The organism is Streptomyces sp. NBC_01176 (assembly GCF_045039825.1).
GTDB lineage: Bacteria > Actinomycetota > Actinomycetes > Streptomycetales > Streptomycetaceae > Streptomyces.
On record NZ_CP108600.1, the window covers coordinates 4,035,443 to 4,054,452 of the forward strand.

Annotated in this window: 18 protein-coding genes; 6 read left to right on the forward strand and 12 right to left on the reverse strand. The window is 72.0% G+C overall.

What is annotated here, in order from left to right; all coding sequences use genetic code 11:
• Window positions 1–26: 26 nt before the first annotated feature.
• The 4 genes from OG199_RS17205 to OG199_RS17220 form a co-directional block, all read right to left on the reverse strand.
• The gene (locus OG199_RS17205) at window positions 27–710 is read right to left on the reverse strand and encodes an ABC transporter ATP-binding protein (protein WP_356806300.1); all 684 of its coding nucleotides are present in this window, start codon (window positions 708–710) and stop codon (window positions 27–29) included.
• A 74-nt stretch (window positions 711–784) separates the two neighbouring features.
• Complete coding sequence (locus tag OG199_RS17210; protein ID WP_405830167.1) at window positions 785–2,248, reverse strand: ABC transporter permease; 1,464 nt, start codon at window positions 2,246–2,248, stop codon at window positions 785–787.
• A gap of 206 nt (window positions 2,249–2,454) precedes the next feature.
• Window positions 2,455–3,705, reverse strand: coding sequence for an Ig-like domain-containing protein (locus OG199_RS17215; RefSeq protein ID WP_401799252.1), 1,251 nt, complete (start codon window positions 3,703–3,705; stop codon window positions 2,455–2,457).
• Between the two features lie 279 nt (window positions 3,706–3,984).
• Window positions 3,985–4,329 (reverse strand): hypothetical protein, encoded by a 345-nt coding sequence (locus tag OG199_RS17220; RefSeq protein ID WP_356805000.1) that lies wholly within the window; start codon window positions 4,327–4,329, stop codon window positions 3,985–3,987.
• 110 nt (window positions 4,330–4,439) lie between these two features.
• On the opposite strand from OG199_RS17220, the gene OG199_RS17225 reads away from it, so the two are divergent.
• Window positions 4,440–4,793, forward strand: a complete 354-nt coding sequence (locus tag OG199_RS17225) for a hypothetical protein (protein ID WP_356804998.1) — start codon at window positions 4,440–4,442, stop codon at window positions 4,791–4,793.
• A 29-nt stretch (window positions 4,794–4,822) separates the two neighbouring features.
• Entirely contained in the window at window positions 4,823–5,563 is a 741-nt protein-coding gene (locus OG199_RS17230) for a DUF2625 family protein (RefSeq protein WP_405830170.1), read from the forward strand.
• 103 nt (window positions 5,564–5,666) lie between these two features.
• Here the strand turns inward: OG199_RS17230 and OG199_RS17235 are convergent, their stop codons facing one another.
• The 5 genes from OG199_RS17235 to OG199_RS17255 form a co-directional block, all read right to left on the reverse strand.
• Window positions 5,667–7,319 (reverse strand): DEAD/DEAH box helicase, encoded by a 1,653-nt coding sequence (locus OG199_RS17235; RefSeq protein ID WP_356804996.1) that lies wholly within the window; start codon window positions 7,317–7,319, stop codon window positions 5,667–5,669.
• Window positions 7,320–7,468: 149 nt separating this feature from the next.
• On the reverse strand, window positions 7,469–7,672 hold the full coding sequence (locus OG199_RS17240) for a cold-shock protein (RefSeq protein ID WP_028803001.1): 204 nt from the start codon (window positions 7,670–7,672) through the stop codon (window positions 7,469–7,471).
• Between the two features lie 214 nt (window positions 7,673–7,886).
• Window positions 7,887–9,425 carry a histidine ammonia-lyase gene (gene hutH / locus OG199_RS17245; RefSeq protein ID WP_356805006.1) on the reverse strand — a complete coding sequence of 513 codons (1,539 nt, stop codon included), beginning with the start codon at window positions 9,423–9,425 and terminating at the stop codon, window positions 7,887–7,889.
• Between the two features lie 121 nt (window positions 9,426–9,546).
• Window positions 9,547–10,701 (reverse strand): sensor domain-containing diguanylate cyclase, encoded by a 1,155-nt coding sequence (locus OG199_RS17250; RefSeq protein ID WP_356804995.1) that lies wholly within the window; start codon window positions 10,699–10,701, stop codon window positions 9,547–9,549.
• A 197-nt stretch (window positions 10,702–10,898) separates the two neighbouring features.
• On the reverse strand, window positions 10,899–11,741 hold the full coding sequence (locus OG199_RS17255; RefSeq protein WP_356804993.1) for an enoyl-CoA hydratase-related protein: 843 nt from the start codon (window positions 11,739–11,741) through the stop codon (window positions 10,899–10,901).
• A 210-nt stretch (window positions 11,742–11,951) separates the two neighbouring features.
• On the opposite strand from OG199_RS17255, the gene OG199_RS17260 reads away from it, so the two are divergent.
• A complete protein-coding gene (locus tag OG199_RS17260) occupies window positions 11,952–12,869 on the forward strand; it encodes a hypothetical protein (RefSeq protein WP_405830172.1) in 918 nt (305 codons plus the stop codon).
• A 294-nt stretch (window positions 12,870–13,163) separates the two neighbouring features.
• On the opposite strand, the gene OG199_RS17265 is transcribed toward OG199_RS17260, so the two are convergent.
• Both OG199_RS17265 and OG199_RS17270 read right to left on the reverse strand, forming a co-directional pair.
• Window positions 13,164–14,510, reverse strand: coding sequence for an adenylate/guanylate cyclase domain-containing protein (locus tag OG199_RS17265; protein WP_401799246.1), 1,347 nt, complete (start codon window positions 14,508–14,510; stop codon window positions 13,164–13,166).
• 161 nt (window positions 14,511–14,671) lie between these two features.
• Window positions 14,672–15,547, reverse strand: a complete 876-nt coding sequence (locus OG199_RS17270) for a biotin--[acetyl-CoA-carboxylase] ligase (protein WP_356804989.1) — start codon at window positions 15,545–15,547, stop codon at window positions 14,672–14,674.
• 130 nt (window positions 15,548–15,677) lie between these two features.
• Here OG199_RS17270 and OG199_RS17275 point away from each other — a divergent pair, with 130 nt between their 5' ends.
• Together OG199_RS17275 and OG199_RS17280 are read left to right on the forward strand one after the other, a co-directional pair.
• Complete coding sequence (locus tag OG199_RS17275; RefSeq protein WP_356804987.1) at window positions 15,678–17,279, forward strand: acyl-CoA carboxylase subunit beta; 1,602 nt, start codon at window positions 15,678–15,680, stop codon at window positions 17,277–17,279.
• 24 nt (window positions 17,280–17,303) lie between these two features.
• Window positions 17,304–17,513: an acyl-CoA carboxylase subunit epsilon gene (locus OG199_RS17280; protein WP_356804986.1), complete on the forward strand. Its 210-nt coding sequence runs from the start codon at window positions 17,304–17,306 to the stop codon at window positions 17,511–17,513.
• Between the two features lie 55 nt (window positions 17,514–17,568).
• Here the strand turns inward: OG199_RS17280 and OG199_RS17285 are convergent, their stop codons facing one another.
• The gene (locus OG199_RS17285) at window positions 17,569–18,711 is read right to left on the reverse strand and encodes an SGNH/GDSL hydrolase family protein (RefSeq protein WP_405830175.1); all 1,143 of its coding nucleotides are present in this window, start codon (window positions 18,709–18,711) and stop codon (window positions 17,569–17,571) included.
• Window positions 18,712–18,874: 163 nt separating this feature from the next.
• Here OG199_RS17285 and mmpB point away from each other — a divergent pair, with 163 nt between their 5' ends.
• Window positions 18,875–19,003 (forward strand): morphogenic membrane protein MmpB, encoded by a 129-nt coding sequence (gene mmpB, locus OG199_RS17290; protein WP_266701026.1) that lies wholly within the window; start codon window positions 18,875–18,877, stop codon window positions 19,001–19,003.
• Window positions 19,004–19,010: the final 7 nt, after the last annotated feature.

The following is a 19,010-nucleotide window of genomic DNA, read 5'->3' on the forward strand; positions in this document are numbered from 1 at the left end:
TCCCGAACTCTCCCTTTTGTTCTCGTTCACGCCCCCGCGTTCTCCTTGACGCTGATCTTTCCCTTGCGAATCGTCGCGAGGCGGGGGGCCTTCCTCGCGATCGCGGAATCGTGGGTGACCATGATGAAAGTGAGCCCGCGCTCTTTCCACATGGTCTCCAGCACGTCCATGATCTCGTCGCGCATGGACTCGTCGAGATTGCCGGTGGGCTCGTCGGCGAGCAGCACCTTCGGCTGCTTGACCAGGGCCCGGGCGATGGCGACGCGCTGCTGCTGCCCGCCGGAGAGTTCGGCGGGCAGATGCCCGAGCCGCTCGGCGAGCCCCACCGACTCCAGGGCCTCGGCGGCCCGCGCGCGCCGCTCCTTCCCCTTCACCCCGAGGGGCACGAGAGCCGTCTCCACATTCTCCTGCGCGGTGAGTGTGGGAATCAGGTTGAAGCTCTGAAAGACGAATCCGATGTTCTCGCTGCGCACCTTGGTGAGCTTCGCCTCGGACAGTTTCGCCAGATCGATGCCGTCGAGTTCGACGCTGCCCCCGGTGGGCCGGTCGAGTCCGCCGAGCATCTGCAGCAGGGTGGATTTTCCGCCACCCGTGGGCCCCTGGATGACCAGCCGGTCTCCGTCCGCGATGGTCAGATCGATGCCGGCGAGCGCGTCGACCGTGCCCTTGCCCCGCTGGTAGCGCTTGATGACGCCGCTGAGTTCGTACATGGTGCCGCTCCTGGTTGTGCGTGAGGGGGTGGGCCGTGCGGGGGTGTGGGCCGCACGGTCCGTGCGGGGCCGGTCTATTCGACGCGGCGCAGGGCGTCCGCCGGCCGCAGCCGGGAGGCGCGCCAGCCGCCGAAGGCACCGGCGATCAGGCCGCCGGCGACGGCGAGAGCGACCGCTCCGGCGATGGTGGAGAGACTGACGGGCGCGGTCAGCGTGACGTCCAGCGCCTTGGACGCGACCCGCCGCCCGGGACCGCCGAAGCCACCGAATCCGCCGGGGCCGCCCTGCCCACCGCCGCCGCCCCCGCCGATCTGCGCCTGCAGGTCGGGGCTGATCTCGGTGACCGCGTAGGCGCCCGCCAGACCGAGCGCGATGCCGAGGACGCCGCCGACCAGACCGTTGACGATGGCCTCGCCGACGACCTGCCGGGTCACCCGGCCCGACTTCCAGCCGAGCGCCTTGAGGGTGCCGAACTCGCGCACACGCCGGGAGACGGCCGAGGAGGTGAGCAGACCGGCGACCAGGAACGCGGCCACGAGCACCGCGATCGAGAGCCACTTGCCGACGTTCGAGGCGAGGTCGGAGGCGGTCGACAGGGAGCCGGAGACGGTGTCCGCGAGATCCGCGGAGGTGGTGACCGTGGTCCCCGGGATGTTCTTCTGGATGGTGCTCTTGACGCTGGAGATCTGCTGCGAGTCGGAGGCCTTGACGTAGATCGTGGTGACCTTGCCCTTGGCGTCGGCCAGCGTCTGCGCCTGCTGGAGCGGTATGTAGAGGTTGGCCGCCGCGTCGCCGCTGTCGGGAGTCGCGATCCCGATCACCTTGAACTTGACGTTCTTGACGGTGACGGTGCTGCCGACCGAGAGCTTCTTCTCCTTGGCGTACGACGTGTCGGCGACGACCACCTCGGCGTTCGTCTCGGACGTCGTGAAGGTACGACCGCTGGTGATCTTCGAGGAGGTCAGCGGACCGAGCGCCGGCTTGGTGACGTCGGTGCCGTAGACGGAGTAGTTGTTGACGTCGAAGTTGGCGCCACCGCCCTCGACGCGGCCCTGCGGGGGCTGCTGCCCGCCCTGGCGGCCGCCCTGCTGGTTGCCGCCGCCGTTCCGGTTCTGCTGGAACTGACCTCGCGTGAACTGGCCGTTGACCCGGATGACCTGGAGGCTGAGGCCGGCGACGGAGTCCGCGACGCCGTGCTGCGAGTCGACCTTGGAGACCGTCGAGGCGGCCAGGGTCTGGAATCCCTGGACCATGACGCGGTCGCTGCTCTGCTCCTTGGCGGAGCCGTTGTCGTTCGCGCCGAAGTTGAAGCGCGGGCGCTGACCGGTGCTCGTCGGCGGTGCCGCGGCCTTGGTGACGGTCATGTCCGTGCCCAGCCCGTACAGCGACTGGAGGACCTTGCCCTGGGCCTTCTCCATGCCGGACGACACGGAACTGACCACGATGACCAGGGCGATGCCCAGGGCGAGCCCGGAGGCGACGACGAGCGCCGCCTTCCTGCGGCGGCGCAGTTCGCGCCTCAGGTAGGTGAAGAACATGGCCGCAAGGTAGGTACGGCGCGTGATGAAGCCATAAGGCCGAAATAAGAGAACGATGAGAAGGCTGTGGCGGCACGGAAGTTCACCTGTGCCCGGCCCCGGAAGCCTGTGGGAACGCCGGCTCCGGAAGCCTGTGGGAACGCCGATGGCGGCGGCCCGTGCGGGCCGCCGCCACCGGCGGGGTTCCTGTGAAGCGGGGGCGGGCGTCAGACGGCCGAACCGGCCTTCCAGGACGCCCAGTCCAGGTTCCAGCCGTTGAGGCCGTTGTCCGGGGCCACGGTCTTGTCGCCGGTGTTCTTGACGACGACGACGTCACCGATCAGCGAGTGGTTGTAGAACCACGCCGCGGGGGTGTTCGCGTCGTTGGCACCCTTGGTGTCGGACAGGCCGACACAGCCGTGACTGGTGTTCACCGAGCCGAAGATGGACTTGGCGCCCCAGTAGTTGCCGTGCACGAAGGTGCCGGAGTTCGACAGACGCATGGCGTGCGGCACGTCCTTGATGTCGTACTCGCCCTTGCCGTCGGAGTTCGTGAAGCCGACCGTCGAGCCGTTCATCCGGGTCTCCTTGAACTTCTCGGAGATCACCATCTGACCCTGGTACGTCTTGTGCTCCGGGGACCCCGAGGAGATCGGGATCGTCTTGATCGTCTTGCCGTCCTGCGTGACCTTCATGGTCTTGGTCTGGGCGTCGACGACCGAGACCTGGTTGCGACCGATCTTGAACGTGACCGTCTTCTGCTGCACGCCGTACACACCGCTCGCGCCCTGGACGCCGTCCAGGTTCAGCTTGAGGGTGACGGTCGAGCCGCCGGTCCAGTAGTTCTCGGGACGGAAGTCGAGGCGGTTGGCGCCGAACCAGTGCCCGACGACCTCCTGGCCGCTGCTGGAGGAGACGGTGATCCCCTTCTGCACGGCGGCCTTGTCGGTGATCGCCTTGTTGAAGTTGATCGAGACCGGCATGCCGACGCCGACGGTGGAACCGTCCTCCGGCGTGAAGTTGCCGATGAAGCTGTTCGCCGGGGAGACCGTGGTGAACGAGGCGTTCTCGTGGGCCACGAGGCCCTCGGAGTCGGTGGCCTCGGCGGCGACCTTGTACGTGGTCGCACGGTCCAGCTGGGCGGCGGGCTTCCAGCTCTTCTTGTCGGCTGATATCTGGCCGGCGACGGCCGTGCCGGACGCCGTCTTCATGGAGACGGAGGTGAGTGTGCCCTTGGTCACAGTGACCGCGGCGGCGTTGTTGATGGACGCGTTGTCGGAGCCGTCGGCGGGCGTGATCTTGATCTGCGCCTCGGAACTCTTCTTGGCCGCCGCCTCGTCGGCCTGGGCTTGCGAGGACCGGCCGCCGTCCGAGGCGTTCGCCTTGCCGCCGCCTCCGCTGCACGCAGAGAGCACCAGCACTCCGCCGAGCAGTGCGGACGCGGCCACCAGGCCCCGGCCCCGCTTCCTGTCCGTCATCACACGCTTCTCCATCGTTGCCGAATCACCAAATACCGCATAGAACCCCGTAGAAACCTTCAACGTACGACCGGTTGGTCCCGTTCCACACCGCCGGCGTGTGTGGGACACACCACGCGATCAACGGCGTCCACCGGGCCGATCGGGCCCGCGGGACCCCGGTCGGTGGACCGGCGGCCGGACCGAAACCCGTGGTGCGGAAGTGGCCGGTGCGTCGTCTGAGACGAATGAACCCCGGGCGGCGGTTGCCACCCGGGGTCAAGAATTTCCCAAGAGGCCTCAGCCGACTCCGACTTCCTCGTCGTCGTCCTCGTCATCATCCTCGTCGAGGTCCCATTCCGGCGAATCGGGGTCGTAGTCGATCGGCTCGCTGCTCCAGGACGCCTGGGCGAGCTCGACCCCGGGCACCTCACTGACCAGGTCGAACGGGTCGACGAGATAGGCGAGGGCTTCGGCAGTGTCTTCCGTCACTGCGTTCTCGGCGTGCGCCCGCTCGTCGGTCTGCATGCCGGAGTCGTCCGCGATGCGACGCAGCGCGGCCTTGGTGACGGCGTCCGCGTCGTCGACTTCCAGTACCAGCTCCACGCGAAGCCGGACAAATCGTGATGTCTCAGGAGTACTCATGAGACGGAGCGTACGGCCCGAGGTCCCCGCGACTTTCCCACGACCCGCGCCTTTCATTAGCATCGGGCCACACGGCCAATTCGCCAGCGCCACAAGGGGATCGATATTACGTGTCCGCCGCACGTCGCTCGTTGCTGACCGCCACCGCAGCGGGGACCCTCCTGGGAGCCCTGTGGTTCGTCCCGTCCGCCAACGCGACTCCGGAAGAGCCTGCTCAGCACGGGTCGGCACCGACCGCCGACCGGTCGGCCGCCACCACGACGGCCGCCACCACCACGACGGCCCCGACCACCGCGGCCGAAGCGGAGCAGGCCGCCCCGGAGCCGGGCGACGACCAGACCCGGCTCGCCGACACCGGAAGCGTCAACACGACGCCGTACGTCGTCGGCGGCACCCTTTTCCTCGGCCTCGGCGCCGGCTTTGTGACCTACTCGGTGCGCCGGGAACGCACGGCGGCCTTCTGAGCGCAGCGCTCCGGCCCGGAACCCACGGGATGCCCATGCGAGACCTGACCGAGCTGACCGACGTCGAGGAGCCCGCATGGCCCCTCCTGTCCGAGGCGATCTCCACGAGCAAGGTGTCCCTGGAGGTGCTCCCGGTGGAGCCCGCCCAGGCCCGAGCCGCCCTGCTGCAACTGCAGGTCACCGCGCGCTCCTGGCTCGGTGCCTTCGTCCTCAACTGCGGCGGCGTGTCGCTCGACAGCGGATGGCTGCGCATCTACGGCAGCCCGGGCGACGGATCGCCCAAGGGTCCGCCGGGCATCGCCGACGTCAACGACTTCCCCGCCCGCTTCGACCCGGCGTGGCGGCCGGACGGCGGGCTCGTCGTCGGCCATGACGTCCTCGGCGGGACCTATGTGCTGAACGGACCCGAGCCGGGCGCGGTGGGCCGCCCCGGGGGTCCCGGCGAAGTGGTCTACTTCGCGCCGGACTCACTGCGCTGGGAGGCCCTCGACGTGGGCCACGCGGCCTGGCTCGGCTGGCTCCTGGAAGGCGGCACGGAGGACTTCTACGACAACCTGCGCTGGCCCGGCTGGCGGGCCGAGACGGGTCCGCTCCCGGGCTCCCAGGGCATCACGTTCGACCCGGTGCTGTGGTCCGCCGACGCCCGCCGCGACCTGCCCGCGGCCCGCCGTCGCGCACTGCACATGACCGAACTGCTCGACCTCCACCGGGACGTCGGCCTGGAGCTCGACAAGATCGACCCGGGCTTCCTCGGCAACTTCCATCCCTGACAGGACCGACGGGTCCCGGGCTCCCCAAGGAGCCCGGGACCCGTGAAGTCCGCGGCTGCGGCGCGTGGTCGGGGACCGGCCCGGCCGGATCCGGAGGCAGCGCCTACGCGGCGCGCCGGCCGCCGCCGCCCTGTCCGCCACGCTCCGTGCGCCGCTGCGGCGCACGTCCCCGGGTACCGCCGCCGGTCCCGGTGCCGCCGCCGGTACGACGTCCACCGCCGGCGCCGCCGCCGGTGGCACCGCCCGTGCCGCGCTGCGGCTGACGCCCCTGCGCCTGCCGGCCCTGCGACTCCGCGCCCGTGCCCGACCCCGCGGAGCGCCGCGCGCCGCCGCCCGTCCGGGGCCGCGACCGGGGCCGCTGCTTCGGCTGCTCGACGGGTTGCGGCACCTCGATGACGACCGGAACCCCGGAGGGCTCGCGGGCGCCGGTGAGGCGGGCCAGTTCCTCATCGCTCGACTTGACCTGGGCGGAGCGCGGGGTGATGCCCGCGTCCGCCATCAGACGGGTCATCTCCCGCCGCTGCTCGGGCAGGACGAGGGTGACGACGCTGCCGGACTCGCCGGCCCGCGCGGTACGGCCGCCCCGGTGCAGGTAGTCCTTGTGGTCGGTCGGCGGGTCGACGTTGACGACGAGGTCGAGGTCGTCGATGTGGATGCCACGGGCGGCCACGTTGGTGGCGACCAGCGCGGTGACCTGGCCGTTCTTGAACTGGTCCAGGGTCCGGTTGCGCTGCGGCTGGCTGCGGCCGCCGTGCAGCGCGGAGGCCCGCACACCATTGGCCAGCAGCCGCTTGGTGAACCGGTCGGCACCGCGCTTGGTGTCCACGAACAGGATCACGCGGCCGTCGCGCGCGGCGATCCGCAGGGCCACGGCCTTCTTGTCGGTCTCGTCGGCGACGTGCAGCACGTGGTGCTCCATGGTCGTCACCGCGCCCGCCGACGGGTCGACGGAGTGCACCACGGGGTCCGTCAGGAACATCCGGACGAGCCGGTCGATGTTCTTGTCCAGCGTCGCCGAGAACAGCAGTCGCTGACCGCCCGGCTCGACCTGCTGGAGCAGCGCGGTGACCTGCGGCATGAAGCCCATGTCGGCCATCTGGTCGGCCTCGTCGAGGACGGTGATCGCGACCTGGCCGAGCGTGCAGTCGCCGCGCTCGATGAGGTCCTTCAGCCGTCCCGGGGTGGCCACCAGGACCTCGGCGCCGCGGCGCAGCGTGCCGGCCTGACGGCCGATCGACATACCGCCGACCGCGGTGGCGACCCGCAGGTTCACGGCGGTCGCGTACGGCGTCAGCGCGTCGTCGACCTGCTGGGCCAGCTCACGCGTGGGCACCAGGACCAGGGCGAGAGGTGCCCGGGGTTCGGCGCGGCGGCCGGCGGTGCGGGCCAGCAGCGCGAGGCCGAAGGCGAGCGTCTTGCCGGAGCCGGTCCGGCCCCGGCCCAGGACGTCGCGTCCGGCCAGCGAGTTGGGCAGGGTCGCGCCCTGGATCGGGAACGGCTCGGTGACACCCTGCGCCGCGAGGGTCTTGGTCAGCGCGGCCGGCATGTCCAGCGCGTCGAAGGAGTCGACGGCGGGCAGCGCCGGGGTGATGGTCTCGGGCAGGGAGAACTCCTGCGGTGCCGCCGCCTTGCGGGCGGGGCCCTTGCCGGCGCCCCGGCCGCCACCGCGGCCCGCGTTCCTCGCGGCGCCGCCGGTCTGGGCGCCGCCACGCGCATTCGCCGGCCGCTTACGGACGGGACGTTCGGATCGAGTCATGCTGGATCTGGATTTCCTTCCTGGGCCCCACGGACTGCACGCACAGCGCCCGCCGCTTGTAGGAGCGGCTTTCATGAGCACTCACAGCACGAGCCGGGACCCGCACCCGAAGGTGCGGGCCCCGGCTCTGGAAAAGCGCGTCCCCGAAATCAGGCGGGGATGATGTTCTCCGCCTGCAGGCCCTTCTGGCCCTGCGCGACGTCGAACGAGACCTTCTGGCCCTCCAGCAGCTCACGGAAGCCGGAGCTGGCGATGTTGGAGTAGTGGGCGAAGACGTCGGGGCCGCCGCCGTCCTGCTCGATGAAGCCGAAGCCCTTTTCCGAGTTGAACCACTTCACGGTGCCGGTAGCCATGTTTCTCTCCTGAACAGGTAGGGCCCCAATCCGGAGATGCACCGGGAAATGCCGGAGATGCCGGTAAAACAAAACGCGCCTGCGGAGGATTCCGATCAGGCGCACAAAGTAAATGGGTACCAAAAACGTATCAATGAGACAGTAGCACACTCTGCGGCCCGTGAGGGCGCCGGCCTGGTCGGCGACGCCCTCCGCAGCGTACGGCAGTGGACGCCTAGAGCAGCGGACCGGTGACCGGTTCCACCGCGGTCACCACCCGGCCGCCGCGCACGAAGGCGTCGGCCGCCTCCAGGTCCGGGGAGAGGAAACGGTCGGGACCCGGTCCCTGGACACCGGCGGCGCGGACGGCGTCGATCACGGCCCGCGACGCCGGAGCGGGGGCCAGGCCCTCGCGCAGTTCGATCGCGCGGGTGGCGGCGTACAGCTCGATCGCGACGATGCGGGTCAGGTTGTCCACCGCGGTGCGCAGCTTGCGCGCGGCCGACCAGCCCATGGAGACGTGGTCCTCCTGCATGGCGGAGGACGGGATGGAGTCCACGGACGCCGGTACGGCGAGCCGCTTCATCTCGCTGACCAGTGCGGCCTGCGTGTACTGGGCGATCATCAGACCGGAGTCGACGCCCGCGTCGTCCGCGAGGAACGGCGGCAGGCCGTGCGAGCGGTTCTTGTCGAGCAGCCGGTCGGTGCGGCGCTCGGCGATCGAGCCCAGGTCGGCGGCGGCGATGGCCAGGAAGTCGAGGACGTAGGCGACCGGGGCGCCGTGGAAGTTGCCGTTCGACTCGACACGTCCGTCGGGCAGCACGAGCGGGTTGTCGACGGCGGCGGCGAGCTCGCGCTCCGCGACGAGCCGGGCGTGCGCGAGGGTGTCGCGGCCGGCGCCCGCGACCTGCGGGGCGCAGCGCACGGAGTAGGCGTCCTGCACGCGCGGGGCGCCGTCCTGGTGGTGGCCGGTGAGCTCCGAACCCTTGAGCACGGCCAGCATGTTGGCGGCCGAGGCGCTCTGTCCGGGGTGCGGGCGGATGGCGTGCAGCTCGGGGGCGAGGACCTTGTCGGTGCCGAGCAGGGCTTCGAGGGAGAGGGCCGCGGTGACGTCGGCGGACTTGTAGAGCGTGTCCAGGTCGGCGAGGGCCATGACCAGCATGCCGAGCATGCCGTCGGTGCCGTTGAGAAGGGCGAGGCCTTCCTTCTCGCGCAGCTCGACGGGTGCGATGCCGTGCTCGGCGAGGAGTTCGCCGGCGGGGCGGACCGTGCCGTCCGGGCCCTCCGCGTCGCCCTCGCCCATCAGCGTCAGCGCGCAGTGGGAGAGCGGCGCCAGGTCGCCGGAGCAGCCGAGCGAACCGTACTCGTGCACGACCGGGGTGATGCCCGCGTTGAGGATGTCGGCCATGGTCCGCGCGACCTCGGGCCGGACGCCGGTGTGCCCCGAGCAGACGGTCTTGAGCCGCAGGAACATCAGCGCGCGCACGACCTCGCGCTCGACGCGCGGGCCCATCCCGGCGGCGTGCGAGCGGACGATGTTGCGCTGCAGCTGGGCGCGGAGCTCCGGGCTGATGTGCCGGCTCGCGAGCGCGCCGAATCCGGTGGAGACGCCGTAGACGGGCTCCGGCTTGGCGGCCAGCGCGTCCACGATCTCGCGGGCCGCGGCCAGGGCCGCCACCGCCTCGTCGGCGAGCTCGATCCGGGCGCCGCCGCGCGCCACGGCGAGAACGTCGGACGCGGTCACGCCGGACGTCCCCACCACCACAGTATGCATATCCATATTCAGGAGCGTACGCAGTGAATTCCGCGATGTCACTAGTCGTGTCACTAGTGGATGGGCAGTTCGCCCCTTACTTCGGTGTACGTCACACGTCTGCTTCGGCGTACGTCACACGTCACGGACGGCGCTGCTCGTGACGCCCCCGGAAGCGGCGGCGCTCCCCCTTGGCCGGCGGGGGCGCGTCGGCCAGGCGTACGACCGGGTCGTCGGGCCCCTCCCGCCCGGCGACCACGGGCTGTGCGGCACGTACGGCCTTCGCGCGGTACTGGGCGGCGTCGGCCAGCCGGAAGAGCCGGCGGGCCGAGCGCACCGGCCCGATCGGATCGCCGGTCGAGGCGACCCCGCACGCCACCCCCTCGCCCATGTCCAACCCGGCGGCTCGGCGGCAGAGTTCGGCGGCGATGCGGACGACCTCGTCGGCCGGCGGTCCGACGGCGAGAAGACAGAACTCGTCGCCGCCGAGGCGGGCGGCGAGGGTGCCCGGGAGCATCGCCCCGCACAACGACAGCACCGACCCGAACCGTTCCAGGAGCCGGTCGCCGACGGCGTGCCCCCGGGTGTCGTTCACGCGCTTGAGTCCGTTGAGGTCGCAGACGACGAGACTGACCACGACGTCCTCCGCCCGGTGCCGTCCGATCGCCTCGTCCAGACGTACGTCGACGGCGCGGCGGTTGGCGAGCCCGGTGAGCGCGTCGGTGAACGCCAGCCGCCGGGCCTCCTCCAGCCGCTCGGTCTGGGCGATCCCGGCCGCGACGACGGAGGCGAGAACGGTCGCGAAGTCCGCGTCGGCCCGGTCGAAGAAGGGCTCCGACGCGGGGCGGGCCACGTACAGCTCACCCCAGGCGCGTCCGTGCAGCACGACCGGGGCGACCACACAGCAGCCGCGCCCGCGTCTGCGCAGGGCCGCGACCCGCTGGTGGCAGTATCCGGCGCGGCCCTGCGCCGGGCCGTCCGCGGTCTCCACCCAGGCGTTCGGGCCGCCGCCACCGGCCCAGCGCTCGTGCAGGAACTCGGCGATCTCCGGGAACTGGTGCACCGGGTAGGCCTCCCCCTCGGGGAACTCCTCCTCGTCCGGCGCGCGTTCGCCCACGTTCACCAGTACGCGGAGCCGGCCGAGTTCGCGTTCCCACACGGAGAGCGCGGCGAAGCTCCCGCTGAGCGCGCGGCAGGCACCGAGCGCCGCGGCCCGCCAGGATTCCCGTGGGGTGTGCGCCGCCGCCATCCCCTGCGCCAGCTCCACCACGGCCCTCAGCCGTCTGTCCTCACCCATCACTACAGGCTAGGGACATTTACCGGCATTTGGGATATCGGTACGGCGAACAGGGGCCCGAGTGGCCGTACCGGCGTGGCGGGCACCCTAGAGCGCCCGCCGCCCGCCGCCGCCGTGTCCGCACCCGGACCCCGCGCACCCCTACCCGCGAGCCACCGACCCGGCCGCCGCACCTACCTCCCGGGCCACTGCGGCTTTCACTGCCCGGGCCACTGCGGCTTTCGCTTCTCGTTGAAGGCCGCGACTCCCTCCGCCCGGTCCCCGGAGAAGGCGACCGACCGCCAGGCGGCGTCCTCCACCTCAAGGCCCGCGCGGAGGTCGAGCCCCTGCCCGAGTCGCAGCGCCCGCTTGGCCGCCCGCAGGCCGACGGGCGAGTTGGCGGCGACGCGCGCGGCGAGCGCCAGCGCCTCCGCACGGTCCCTGCCCTCGTCCACGAGGTCGTCGACGAGCCCCAACTCCCGTGCCTCGACCGCCTCCAGACGGCGTGCCGAGAAGATCAGCTCGGCCGCGCGGGCCGCACCGACGCGACGCGGCAGCAACTGCGTACCGCCGCCTCCCGGGATCACCCCGACCGACACCTCGGGCAGCCCGAGCACCGCCGTACGGTCGGCCACGATCAGGTCGCAGGAGAGCGCCAGCTCGAACCCGCCGCCGAGCGCGAAGCCGTGCACGGCGGCGACGGTCGGCATCGGCAGCTCCAGGACGCCGGTGTACGCGGCCCGCGCCAGGGGGCGCTGCCGCATCAGGTCGGCGTCGGTGAAGGAGTTTCGCTCCTTCAGGTCGGCACCCACGCAGAAGGCCCGCTCGTGGGTGGAGGTCAGCACGACCACCCGTACGCCGGGGTCGGCGGCGAGCGCCGCGCAGGCGCCGGCGAGGGAACGGGCCATGTCCGTGGACACGGCGTTCATGGCCTTCGGCCGGTCGAGGGCGAGCTCCGCGACGTGCTCGTGCCGACGCACGACGACGAACTCCCCGAACCGTCGCTCGTCCTCGGACCGCCACTCGTCCCCGGACCGCCGCTCGTCCCCTTGCTCCGCCATGACACCCTCCCTGTGAACGGTTAACGCGGGTTAACTTCCGCCTCCCCCGATCATCGCAGCCGACGCCGTCCGGCGAAACCCGTCCCTTCGGCCGCGCTTCCACGTTCGAGTGACATCCCGCCCAACTCCCGCCCCAGGCCCCCAAAAGACGCATAACCTGCGCACCGCCAAGGGCATCGGGGGGCGTCCGCACATCGGGGAGGGATGACCATGACGAACGGCACGACCACGGACGTGGCAAGGGACCCGAGGACCCGGGTGCCCTCGGCCCCGCCGGGGTCCACGGAGCCCGCCACCCGCGCGGCCGCGCTCTCCCGGGCACTCGGCCCGGAACGGCCGGGGGGAGCCTCCGAGCCGCCGGCCCGGCCGCGCGGCGGGGACGCGGCCCCCACCGAGCCTGCCTGGGCCTCCACGCCGCCCGGACGGACCCGGGACACGGGCAGCTCGCCGGGGACCACCGGCCGCGCCCCGGAACCGGCGGATGCCGCCGGGACCGTTCCCCCCGCGTTCAGGCAGCGCGCCGGCCGGGGGCGGCACCGCAGGCCGCGGCCGCGTCGGGCGCTCTTCGCGGTGGGCGGCCTCGCGCTGGCCGCCGGGGCGCTGAGCCTGGCGCGGATGGCTCCCGACGGCGTGACCGGGAGCGGCGGGGGCGCGGAGGCCGAGCCGAGGCCGGCGGTCGCCGACGACGGGGCGCTCGACGCCTCGCCGACCGTCTGGGCCGTGCCCTCCGCGCATCCCGCGACCGCTGGTGCGGCCGCCGCGAGGGGCGGGGCGGGCGCGACCCCGACAACGGGGGCGAGTCCCGGCGCGACGGCATCGCCGGCGTCGACCGGCCCCGCCGGAGCGACCGGAGCGGACGGAGCGGCCGGGGTGACGGACCCGCCGGGCACGGCGCCGCCCGGGGCGCACCCGCCGGGCCGCGCCGGCGCACCCGCGGACGACGCACCGGACACGACCGGCATCCCCACGGCGCCCGTACCGTCGCAGCCGCCGGCCGCGCCCGGGCCGCACCCCGCGCCGAGCGGCGGCACCCACGCCCCGGCACCGAAGCCCGGGTCCCCCGGCCTCTGCGTGCCGATCGTCGGAATCTGCGTCGACGGCCTGGCGAACCCACTGGGACACGGGTAGCAGGGGCCGGGCAGGACGCGGGAGGCAGCGTCGCCGGGGGGAGGGCGGCCCGGCGGGACGCGGCTGAGGGCTGTCCCGCGTACCCCGGCGGCCGCACGGGCGACAGCCACGGCACCCAGCCATGCTGTCGGACCGCGCGAACGGGACCAGGACCGCGCCCGAACAGGCCCGGTACGCAGTCGCCTGTCCGCCCCCGCGGCCTCTGTCCCCGCGGCATCTGTCCTCGCGGTCTCCGCCTCGCGGACACCCGTATCCGGCGTCACGCGCTGATCCACCGGGAACGCGGGACAGCCCTCAGGGCGTGTCCGGCATCCCCCGGCGGGCCAGCAGCCATGGTTCGACCACGCCGAGGCCGCGGACCGGCCGCTGCCACATCGGCTGGAGGGCGAAACGGTAGACGGGCGGCTCCTCGCCCTCCTTCTCCGCGGTGGCCGCCGCCTCCGCCGCCTCGGCCTCGGAGGCGGGGGCGTCCTGGGTGCGGACCAGTTCCTCCGCGAAGGCACCGTCCACCAGGACGGCGTCCCGCGGAGCTATCGACGTGAGACGGGAGGCGAGGTTCACCGTCGTGCCGAAGACGTCTCCCATCCGGGTCGTGACGGTGCCGAAGGCGATACCGACACGCAGCTCCGGCATGGTCTCGTCGTTCGCCATCGTCTCGATGAGGCGCAGGGCGATCTCGGCGGCGACACCCGCGTCGTCCGCGGAGTACAGCACCTCGTCGCCGAGGGTCTTGATGAGCCGGCCCCCGTGCGCGGCCACCAGGTCGGCGGCGGTGGTCTCGAAGGCCTCGACCAGCTCGCCGAGCTCCTCCTCCTCCATGCGCCGGGTCAGCCGGGTGAACCCGACGAGGTCCGCGAAGCCGACGGCGAGGCGGCGGTCGACCATCTCCTCGTCGTCACCGGCCTGGACGACCCGGCCGGTCGCGGCGGCGAGCTGGCGCCGCCAGACGTAGACGATGAACTCCTCCAGCTCGGGCAGGAGCAGCTCGATCAGGGGGTACGTCACCTCGGTGCGCGTCATCCCCGGTTCCGGGGGCTCGGTCAGCCCCTCCAGGAACGAGTCGATCTGCCACTCGGCCAGCCGTGCGGTGGTCTGGCCGGTGGACCGGGCGACCTGCACCGCCATCGCCTCGCTGAGCAGGCCCGCCTCGACGAGACCGGCCAGCCGGCGCAGGGCGAGAACGTCGGCCTCGGTCAGCGCCTTGGCCTGGCCTATGTCGGCGAAGCCCATGGCCCGCCAGAAGCGCGAGGCCAGCTCCATGGAGACACCGGCGCTGCGGGCGGCCTGGAACGGCGTGTAGCGGCGCTCGGCGCCCAGGATGAGCCCTTCCAGGCGCAGGGCGAGGGGGTCCTCCCCGGAGTCGGCGGCCTGCTCGTCCAGCCGGTTCTGCGCGTCCAGCCGGCCCTGGGCGTCCAGCCGCCCCTGCGGGTCCTGCGGCGGGCTGGGGGTGTCCGAGAGACTGCGGTCCGGACGCGCTTTCCCATCCGACCGCTCCTGTGGGTCACCGGCGTCCTCGTCGGCCCGCAGGTCCGCGTCACCGGCCGCGGGCGCCGGGTCGGTGGCCGACCCGGCGGTACGCCCCGGCTCACCGTCGGGAGCGGGGTGCGCACCCGTGCCGGAGCCCGTGTCGTCGACGGTCACGCCTGCTGCCTTTCCGATCTGCCACGGTCAGGTATCGACCGCGCTCAACTCTACGGCAGGTGTGCGCTGGCTCACTCCTGACTCGTACACCTGACCTGGACCCGGAACCAGGATCGGCTCCGTCGCCCCATCGCTGAGTACGGCCCGCCGGCCTCCACCGCTCAGGCCGGTCGAAGGTGGACGATGTCTCCCGCGCCCACCGGCTGCTGCACCCCCTCCTCCGTGGCCAGGACCAGACGCCCGTCCCCGTCGACGGCCACCGCCTCCCCGGTGATCGACCTGCCGCCCGGCAGTTCGGCCCGCACCACTCGTCCGAGCGTCGCGCACCCGGCGGCATATGTCTCCTGGAGACCTGAGGCGTCGGGGTCGCCACCGGCGGCGCGCCACCTCTCGTACCACTGCTCCAGGGAGCGCAGCACGGCCCGCAGCACGGTGTCACGGTCCGTGGTCGTCGCTCCGGCGAGGGCGAGTGACCCCGCGCCCGGCACCGGGAGCTCGTCCTCGCGCAGGGTGACGTTGATGCCGATGCCGACCACGACCGCGTCGGTCCCGGCACGTTCGGCCAGGATGCCGCCCGCCTTGCGTTCCCCGCCGTCGACCGTCACCAGCAGGTCGTTGGGCCACTTGAGCGCCGTGTCGACGCCCGCGACCCGGGACAGGGCCGTCGCCACGGCGACCCCGGTCAGCAGCGGGAGCCAGCCCCAGCGTTCGACGGGGATCCCGGTGGGCTTGAGCAGGACGGAGAAGAACAGGCCCGAGCGGGCCGGTGCCGTCCACCGCCGGTCCAGGCGGCCGCGCCCGGCGTTCTGCTCCTCGGCGACGAGCACGGCTCCTTCGTCCGCCTTCCCGGAGACGGCCAGTTCGACCAGGTCGCTGTTGGTGGATCCGGTGCCGGCCACGACCTGGAGATCGCTCCAGAGCCCGCCGTCCGCGCCGTCCCGCACCAGCGCCCGGCGCAGGGCGGTGGCGTTGAGGGGCGGACGGTCGAGGTCGGACCATCGGTTGTCGTTCGCGTCTGAGGCATCTCGCGGCGTCATGCAACCCACCCTAGGTGTGGTAAACGCCGCACTGCCGAACCGTATGGGCACCACTACCCTACGAGTCAGTAGCAACCCCCTGAGCACATCACCCTCACGTCCCACTGAGCAGGCAGGGAGCCGCATCCCGATGTCCGAGCCGGAAGAGCTGCACCACCCCGACATCCACACGACCGCGGGCAAACTCGCGGATCTGCGGCGCCGCGTCCAGGAGGCGACGCACGCCGGCTCGGCGCGGGCCGTCGAAAAGCAGCACGCCAAGGGAAAACTGACGGCCCGTGAGCGGATCGAGCTGCTGATCGACGAGGGCTCGTTCGTGGAACTCGACGAGTTCGCGCAGCACCGCTCGACCGACTTCGGCATGGAGCAGAACCGGCCGTACGGCGACGGTGTCGTCACCGGGTACGGCATGGTCGACGGTCGTCCCGTCGCCGTCTTCTCGCAGGACTTCACGGTCTTCGGCGGCGCCCTCGGCGAGGTCTTCGGGCAGAAGATCATGAAGGTGATGGACTTCGCGCTGAAGACCGGCTGTCCGGTCATCGGCATCAACGACTCGGGCGGCGCCCGCATCCAGGAGGGCGTCTCGGCCCTCGGCATGTACGGCGAGATCTTCCGCCGCAACACCCATGCCTCGGGCGTGATCCCGCAGATCAGCCTGGTCGTCGGCCCCTGTGCGGGCGGCGCGGTCTACTCCCCCGCGATCACCGACTTCACGATCATGGTCGACCAGACCTCGCACATGTTCATCACGGGTCCTGACGTCATCAAGACGGTGACGGGCGAGGACGTCGGCTTCGAGGAGCTCGGCGGCGCCCGCACGCACAACGCGGTGTCAGGCGTGGCCCACCACATGGCGGGTGACGAGAAGGACGCCATCGAGTACGTCAAGCAGCTGCTGTCGTACCTGCCGTCCAACAACCTGAGCGAACCCCCGGTGTTCCCGGAGGAGGCGGACCTCGCGATCACCGACGAGGACCGCGAGCTGGACACGATCGTGCCGGACAGCGCGAACCAGCCGTACGACATGCACACGGTGATCGAACACGTCCTGGACGACGCCGAGTTCTTCGAGACGCAGCCGCTGTTCGCGCCGAACATCCTCACCGGCTTCGGCCGGGTCGAGGGCCGGCCGGTGGGCATCGTCGCCAACCAGCCGATGCAGTTCGCCGGCTGCCTGGACATCGACGCCTCGGAGAAGGCGGCCCGCTTCGTCCGCACCTGTGACGCCTTCAACGTCCCGGTCATCACCTTCGTGGACGTCCCCGGCTTCCTCCCGGGCGTCGGCCAGGAGCACACCGGCATCATCCGCCGCGGCGCCAAGCTGATCTACGCGTACGCCGAGGCCACCGTCCCGCTCATCACGGTCATCACCCGCAAGGCCTTCGGCGGCGCGTACGACGTCATGGGCTCCAAGCACCTCGGAGCCGACCTCAATCTCGCCTGGCCCACCGCCCAGATCGCCGTCATGGGCGCCCAGGGCGCGGTGAACATCCTGCACCGCCGCACCATCGCCGCCGTCACCGACCCCGGCGAGGCGGAGGCCACCCGGGCCCGTCTGATCCAGGAGTACGAGGACGCGCTCCTCAACCCCTACACGGCGGCCGAGCGCGGCTACATCGACGCGGTGATCATGCCCTCCGACACCCGCTCCCACCTCGTACGGGGTCTGCGTCAGCTGCGCACGAAGCGGGAATCACTCCCTCCGAAGAAGCACGGCAACATCCCCCTGTAGACCCCGGGACGCTTGGGAGCGGACATGAACATCAAGGTCGTACGGGGCAATCCGACCCCCGAGGAGCTGGCCGCCGCACTGGCGGTGGTCCAGGTCCGCGCCGCGGCGGCGGCCGGCACGCCGTCCGGCGCGCCGGGAACCAGGGACGCGTGGTCGGACCCGTCGCGTATCGCCACCCGCCGACTGCCGCAGCCGGGCGCGGCGACCTGGACCCGGACCTACTGGCCCAGCTGACGGGAGCGCCCCGCCGGGAGCCGGGGCGCCGCCGGCGGCCGGGCGGGCGCCGCGCCTACGCGCGGCCCCGCAGGCAGGTCGCCACCTCTTCGGCCATCACCGCGATCCCGGCGTCGTTCGGATGCAGGTGGTCGCCGAAGTCGTACGCCGCCCGCAGCCGGTCCGGGTCCGCCGGACCGGCGAGGGCGCGGTTCAGGTCCACCACCGCGTCCCACTCCCCCGAGCCCCGGATCCACTCGTTCACCTCGTGGCTCACCTTCGCCGCGCGTTCCCCCCAGTGGTCGGACCCGCCGAAGGGGAGCAGCGTCGCGCCGATCACCCGCAGCCCCCGCCCACGCGCCTGCCGTATCAGCTCCCGGTATCCGGTGACGAGTTCGTCGGCCTCCACCACCGGTGCGGGCTTGTACGTCGGCTGCTCGGCGGTCTCGCTGAACCCGATGTCGTTGAGACCGTGGAGCACGACGAGTGTCCGCACGCCCGCGTGTCCGAGGACGTCGCGCGCGAGCCGCCGGACCCCCTTCTCGCCGTACCAGGCCGAGTCGTTCAGCAGCAGGTTCCCTCCGATACCCGCGTTGAGGACGCAGCGTCCCGTGCGCTCGGCGAGCGCGTCGGACCAGCGGCGGTTCGCGCCCGGTGTCGAGCCGAATCCGTCGGTGACGGAGTCGCCGAAGAGCGCGACACCGTCCGCGCGGTCCGCGTCGACCTCCACGGCCGACAGGAAGTACCAGGACTCGGTCGTCTCGCCGAACCCCTCCCCGCCGATGTCGTCGAGGCGGTCCCCCGCACCCCGGTAGCTCACCGTGAAGGCCTGCGCGTGGAAGGTCGCGGGGCCGCTGACGGCGTCGAGGTGGAGGGTGACGGTGACCGACTCCCACGCTTCCAGGGCGAGTTCGGCCGGGTCGCTGACGATCTGTCCGCGCGCCGGGACGGCGGCGCCGGACAGGCCCCCGAAGGTGAGCCGCCGCAGCGAGCCGGGCTCTACGGCGGCCCCCTCGCCCGCGCGCGCCACCGTGGCCCCGGCGATCCGCAGCGGCGAGGTCCCGTAGGCGTGCGAGAGCCGTATACGGACCCGGCCGCCGCCCGCGCCGACCCGGACGACCTGGCGCAGCGACTGCCGCCAGAAGCCCTCCCGCGACCAGTTGGGGGTGAAGCCCTCGCTGGGAAGCTGGGGCGATGCGGTCCAAGCGCTGACGAACACGACAGTTCCCTCCCTAAAGGGGACCAGGGTTCCTTTAGCAGTACCCATGACCGTAGCAGGCGTGGCGACACTAAAGAAACCCCAGACCCGTTTACGGGGTGGAGGGCAAGTTGAGTACGCGTACTCAGGCGCCCGGCACCCGGCCCGCCGCACGATCGGGGACATGCTGTGGTCCGACCCCGAGAACGAGCCGCCCAAGGAGTTGCGCGACATGCAGGACATGTTGCGGCGGCTCGGCGTTCTCATGGCACTGGCCATGCTGCTCGCGATGATCGTCCTCGGCGTGATGTGAGCGGCGG

Bases quoted from the DNA above. Each gene is read 5' to 3' on its own strand.
- OG199_RS17230 (WP_405830170.1), top strand. From the start codon at position 4,823: ATGCCCATGCGAGACCTGACCGAGCTGACCGACGTCGAGGAGCCCGCA.
- OG199_RS17250 (WP_356804995.1), bottom strand. From the start codon at position 10,701: ATGGGTGAGGACAGACGGCTGAGGGCCGTGGTGGAGCTGGCGCAGGGG.
- OG199_RS17280 (WP_356804986.1), top strand. From the start codon at position 17,304: ATGAACATCAAGGTCGTACGGGGCAATCCGACCCCCGAGGAGCTGGCC.
- hutH (WP_356805006.1), bottom strand. From the start codon at position 9,425: ATGCATACTGTGGTGGTGGGGACGTCCGGCGTGACCGCGTCCGACGTT.
- OG199_RS17260 (WP_405830172.1), top strand. From the start codon at position 11,952: ATGACGAACGGCACGACCACGGACGTGGCAAGGGACCCGAGGACCCGG.
- mmpB (WP_266701026.1), top strand. From the start codon at position 18,875: ATGCTGTGGTCCGACCCCGAGAACGAGCCGCCCAAGGAGTTGCGCGAC.
- OG199_RS17240 (WP_028803001.1), bottom strand. From the start codon at position 7,672: ATGGCTACCGGCACCGTGAAGTGGTTCAACTCGGAAAAGGGCTTCGGC.
- OG199_RS17275 (WP_356804987.1), top strand. From the start codon at position 15,678: ATGTCCGAGCCGGAAGAGCTGCACCACCCCGACATCCACACGACCGCG.
- OG199_RS17270 (WP_356804989.1), bottom strand. From the start codon at position 15,547: ATGACGCCGCGAGATGCCTCAGACGCGAACGACAACCGATGGTCCGAC.
- OG199_RS17255 (WP_356804993.1), bottom strand. From the start codon at position 11,741: ATGGCGGAGCAAGGGGACGAGCGGCGGTCCGGGGACGAGTGGCGGTCC.
- OG199_RS17215 (WP_401799252.1), bottom strand. From the start codon at position 3,705: ATGACGGACAGGAAGCGGGGCCGGGGCCTGGTGGCCGCGTCCGCACTG.
- OG199_RS17205 (WP_356806300.1), bottom strand. From the start codon at position 710: ATGTACGAACTCAGCGGCGTCATCAAGCGCTACCAGCGGGGCAAGGGC.
- OG199_RS17210 (WP_405830167.1), bottom strand. From the start codon at position 2,248: ATGTTCTTCACCTACCTGAGGCGCGAACTGCGCCGCCGCAGGAAGGCG.
- OG199_RS17220 (WP_356805000.1), bottom strand. From the start codon at position 4,329: ATGAGTACTCCTGAGACATCACGATTTGTCCGGCTTCGCGTGGAGCTG.
- OG199_RS17235 (WP_356804996.1), bottom strand. From the start codon at position 7,319: ATGACTCGATCCGAACGTCCCGTCCGTAAGCGGCCGGCGAATGCGCGT.